This window comes from Candidatus Cloacimonadota bacterium (genome assembly GCA_011372345.1).
GTDB lineage: Bacteria > Cloacimonadota > Cloacimonadia > Cloacimonadales > TCS61 > DRTC01.
On sequence record DRTC01000072.1, the window covers coordinates 1 to 4,563 of the forward strand.

Consider the following 4,563-nt stretch of genomic DNA (forward strand, 5'->3'; position numbering starts at 1 on the left):
ATCACTTTTGAAAAAATCAAAGAGAAAGTAGTCAAACCTTTGACTTCTTTAAAGATCGGTTCATATTACGGATGTTTATTGTTGAGACCAAAAGAATTTTCTATCGATGATTTTGAAGATCCAGTAATCATTGAAGACCTGCTTACATCTCTCGGAGCAGAAAATATAACCTTCCCGCTTCGTCTGGAATGCTGCGGAGCATATCAAACCATAACCAAAAAAGATGTAACCATCAGAAGAACTTATGAGATCATCAATTCTGCCAGAAGGTCCGGTTGTGAAGCGATTATAACGAGTTGTCCTCTTTGTGCGTTCAACCTTGATCAAAGACAAAAGGAAACAGGTGAAGAATTTATAGATTTTGAGAAAATGCCTGTTTTTTATTTCACGGAATTGATGTCTATTGCTCTGGGAACAGGATGGGATCATAATTGGAGCAAACTGCATTATGTAGATCCGGAACCGTTATTAAAAGAAAAGAAATTGATCTAACTTCAATGTATATACTTTATTATAGAGGAATGTAATGAAAAGAATCGGAGTTTTTATTTGCCATTGCGGTGTGAATATCAAAGGCACTGTCGATGTTGAAAAATTAACGAGAGATATTGCTGCTTATCCCGGTGTTGCTTATATAGAAAATTATATTTTTATGTGTTCCGAGCCGGGACAGAAACTGATCAAAGAAACAGTTATCGAGCATAAACTCGATGGCGTTGTTGTGGCAGCATGTTCACCGACACTTCACGAAATGACTTTCCAGGATGATCTGGTGGAAGTGAACATCAACAGGCATCAATTAGAAGTAGCAAATATTCGTGAGCAGTGCAGTTGGGTTCATAATGATATGGAAGAAGCGACCCGGAAAGCGAATTTGATCATTAAGACAGCAATAGAAAAATTGAGACTTAATGAATCTTTATATCCGATTTCCGCTCCTCTCACGAAAAAAGTTCTTATTATCGGAGGAGGAATTGCCGGCATTCAAGCAGCCCTCGATATTGCGGATGGCGGATATGAAGTAATTTTAGTTGAGAAAAGTCCTTCCATCGGCGGTCACATGATCCAGCTTTCGGAAACATTTCCTACCTTGGACTGTTCTCAATGTATTATGACTCCCAAAATGGTGGCAATCAATAAACAGCCGAATATTAAATTGTATGTAAATAGTGAAGTTGAATCGATCGAAGGTTTTGTGGGGAATTTCAAAGTGAAGATCAACCGCAAACCTCAATATGTCGATCCGGATAAATGCACCATTTGTGATGATTGTACGGATGTTTGCCCGGTTATAGTTCCCAGCGAATATGACGAAGGTCTTGCCTGGAGAAAGGCTATTTATATTCCGTTTCCACAGTCAATTCCCGCCACCTTTACCATCGATACTGAAAATTGCCTTGGGTTTAATCCGATTGCCTGCACAAAATGCCGCGATATTTGTCAGCCGAATGCAATCGACTATGATAAAAAACCGGAAACTTTTGAAGAAGAGATCGGAGCGGTGATCGTTGCTACCGGGTTTGATCTATATCCGGTTGAGAAGATGGCGGAATACGGATACGGAAAATATCCTGATGTGCTGAACGGTCTGCAATTTGAAAGAATCCTTTCCGCAACCGGACCGACCGAGGGAGAAATGCATCGTCCTTCTGACGGAAAAGTTCCTAAAGAAATCGTGTTCATTCAATGTTCAGGTTCCCGAGATCCGGAAAGGCATAATCCGTATTGTTCCCGAATTTGCTGTATGTACACCCTGAAACACGCAAAATTATATAAACATAAAGTTCATGACGGACAGCCCTATATTTTTTATATTGATATTCGTTCCGGCGGAAAACGATATGAGGAGTTTGTCCAGCAGGCGGTAACTGAAGAAGGAATTGTTTATTTTCGGGGTAAAGTTGCGCGCATTTATAAAGAAGCTGATAAAATGATCGTCAGTGGAATCGATACTCTAACAGGTAAGAAAATAGAGATTGAAGCTGATATGGTAGTTCTGGCTCAAGCGATCGTTCCTAATTTTAATGCTGCTAAATTAATAAATACCTTAAAATTAAATACCGACGAAAATGGATTTCTGATCGAAGCACATCCCAAATTAAAACCTGTTGAGAGCGTACAGGCAGGTTTTTACCTGGCAGGGACTGCTCAAGGACCAAAAGATATTCCGGATACAGTTTCACAAGCATCGGGAGCAGCTGCCAAGGTGCTGGCATTACTTTCTAATGATAAGATCTTCCATTCTCCTATTGTCGCGGATGTAAATACGGAACTCTGCTCAGGATGCGGAATTTGCGTGGCAGCCTGTCCTTATGGTGCCAGAGAATTGGATGAACTTGCGAAAGTTGCCATTGTCAATGATGTGCTGTGTGAAGGTTGCGGTTCCTGTATCACTGTTTGTCCTTCGAGTGCGGCTCAACAGAAGAATCTTTCTGATGAACAGGTGCTTAATATGATCCAGATTTATACGAGTTGATAACAAGACCTTACTGATGGTTGAGATTTAATCTTGATATTCTTTCAAAAACTCAATCAAGATTACGAAACCTCCGTAATGGTTGGGAAGTAAAGGTCAACCCTTGCGAAGGTTTGCAACCATTCGCAAGGTTTTCAAAGGAAATGAAATTATGAAAGAATTCAAACCCAAAATCGTAAGTTTTCTGTGCAAGTGGTGTACTTCTGCGGGAGCAGATTTAGCCGGCACCAGCAGAATGAAATATCCTGTTTCCATTTTGCCGATAAGAGTTATGTGTTCCAGTAGAGTGGATCCGATGTTCGTTGTAAAAGCCTTTTTGAATGGTGCTGATGGAGTTCTGATCGGTGGTTGTCATCCGGGTGATTGTCATTACCAGGAAGGAAATTATCATACCAGGAGAAGATTCGTCCTCTTAACTAAAGTTTTTGATTCTCTCGGATTAGATACCAAAAGGTTGAAATTATCCTGGATTTCAGCATCGGAAGGACCGAAATTTGCCAAAGTCAGTAATGAATATACTGAAGAAATAAAAAGTTTTGGAGAAAATCCAACCAGAACAAATGTGTTCTTATAAAGACCTTACGGATGGTTGAGGAACGAATCCTCCGTAATGGTCGGGAAGTAAGGTCAACCATTGCGAAGGTCTATTAGTTAGAATTTCTCTGTATGTAACCATTCGCAAGGTTTTAGTTCAATATAAATGTGTGAGGAATAATGAAAGAAGAATTTACTCCTAAAATAGTAGGTTTTCTTTGTAACTGGTGTTCATATGCCGGAGCTGATCTGGCAGGTGCTGCCAAGTTGGAAATTCAACCATCGATAACAGTGGTCAGGGTTATGTGTACAAGCAGGATCGATCCGAATTTGGTTTTAACGACTTTTTTAATGGGAGCAGACGGAATCCTGATTGCCGGTTGTCATCCTGGTGATTGTCATTATGAAGAAGGAAATTATTATGCCCGTAGAAGATTTGCTTTAATGAAAAAAGTGGTTGAAACTCTGAAAATAGATCCGGAAAGATTACAGTTATCCTGGGTATCTGCTTCCGAAGGAAAACGCTATGCGGAAGTAGTAAACAAGTTCACGGAAAAAATTAAAAAGATGGGTCCAAATCCTGTCCGGACTAATCCATATCTATAATGTTCTAAAAAAACAAGGAAGGAAATGTGGATAACAATAATGTTTTAGTAATTGGAGCTGGTGTTGCCGGAATAGAAGCAAGTTTGCTGCTGGCAAATGCCGGTAAAAAAGTATATCTAATCGAGAAAGATCTCATTATTGGTGGAAATGTTATCAAATATGAGGAAGTTTTTGCCAATATGGAATGCTCGACTTGTATGATAGCTCCCAAACAGCAGGAAGTTCTGCAAAACGAGAACATCGAACTTTTATCACTTTCCGAAGTGGAAAAAGTGCAAGGTGAATCAGGAAATTTCACGGTTACTGTAAATAAGAAAGCACGATATGTAAGCCTTACTGCTTGTATCGGTTGTGGAATGTGTTATGATCCCTGTCCTGTAAGTTTGAAAAATGAATTTGAACAGAATCTTTCCGATAAAAAAGCGATTTATGTTCCTTGTGCTGGTTCCCTGCCAAATGTTCCTGCTATCGATCCTGAATATTGCCTCCAACTTTCCGGCAAGAAAACCTGTAATATTTGTGTGGAAGCCTGTATGTTCGGAGCCATCGATCTCACTGAAAAAGATGAAAAAGTGGATTTGAGTGTAGAAACGATCATTGTAGCAACCGGTTTTGATATTCTCGATCCGAACGGATTTTCTCAATTTGGATACGGAAAACATCCGAATGTGTTTACTGCAATGGAATTGGAAAGATTGTACGCTTCCAATGGACCGACCGAAGGAAAAATTACTCTTCGCAAAGGAGACAAACCTCCGAAATCTATCGCTATCATTCAATGTGTTGGTCGCGAACACCAAGGTTACTGTTCCAGTGTTTGTTGCATGTATTCTCTCAAAATTGCTCATTATTTGAGGGATAAATTACCGGATGCAAAGATCTATAATTTCCATTCCGACTTATGTATTCCTGGAAAATATAATCAAAAATTTTACCGGGAAGTAAAG

The 4,563-nt window shown here is 39.6% G+C and carries 5 protein-coding genes; all 5 read left to right on the forward strand.

Going from position 1 to position 4,563, the window contains the following annotated elements:
- Nucleotides 1-492: heterodisulfide reductase, subunit B (locus ENL20_01340; protein ID HHE37201.1), on the forward strand; the 492-nt coding region annotated here is incomplete at its 5' end.
- Nucleotides 493-526: 34 nt separating this feature from the next.
- Nucleotides 527-2,476, forward strand: coding sequence for a CoB--CoM heterodisulfide reductase iron-sulfur subunit A family protein (locus tag ENL20_01345; protein HHE37202.1), 1,950 nt, complete (start codon nucleotides 527-529; stop codon nucleotides 2,474-2,476).
- A 151-nt stretch (nucleotides 2,477-2,627) separates the two neighbouring features.
- A complete protein-coding gene (locus tag ENL20_01350; GenBank protein HHE37203.1) occupies nucleotides 2,628-3,050 on the forward strand; it encodes a hydrogenase iron-sulfur subunit in 423 nt (140 codons plus the stop codon).
- Between the two features lie 140 nt (nucleotides 3,051-3,190).
- Nucleotides 3,191-3,616: a hydrogenase iron-sulfur subunit gene (locus ENL20_01355; protein HHE37204.1), complete on the forward strand. Its 426-nt coding sequence runs from the start codon at nucleotides 3,191-3,193 to the stop codon at nucleotides 3,614-3,616.
- A 26-nt stretch (nucleotides 3,617-3,642) separates the two neighbouring features.
- Nucleotides 3,643-4,563: CoB--CoM heterodisulfide reductase iron-sulfur subunit A family protein (locus tag ENL20_01360; protein HHE37205.1), on the forward strand; the 921-nt coding region annotated here is incomplete at its 3' end.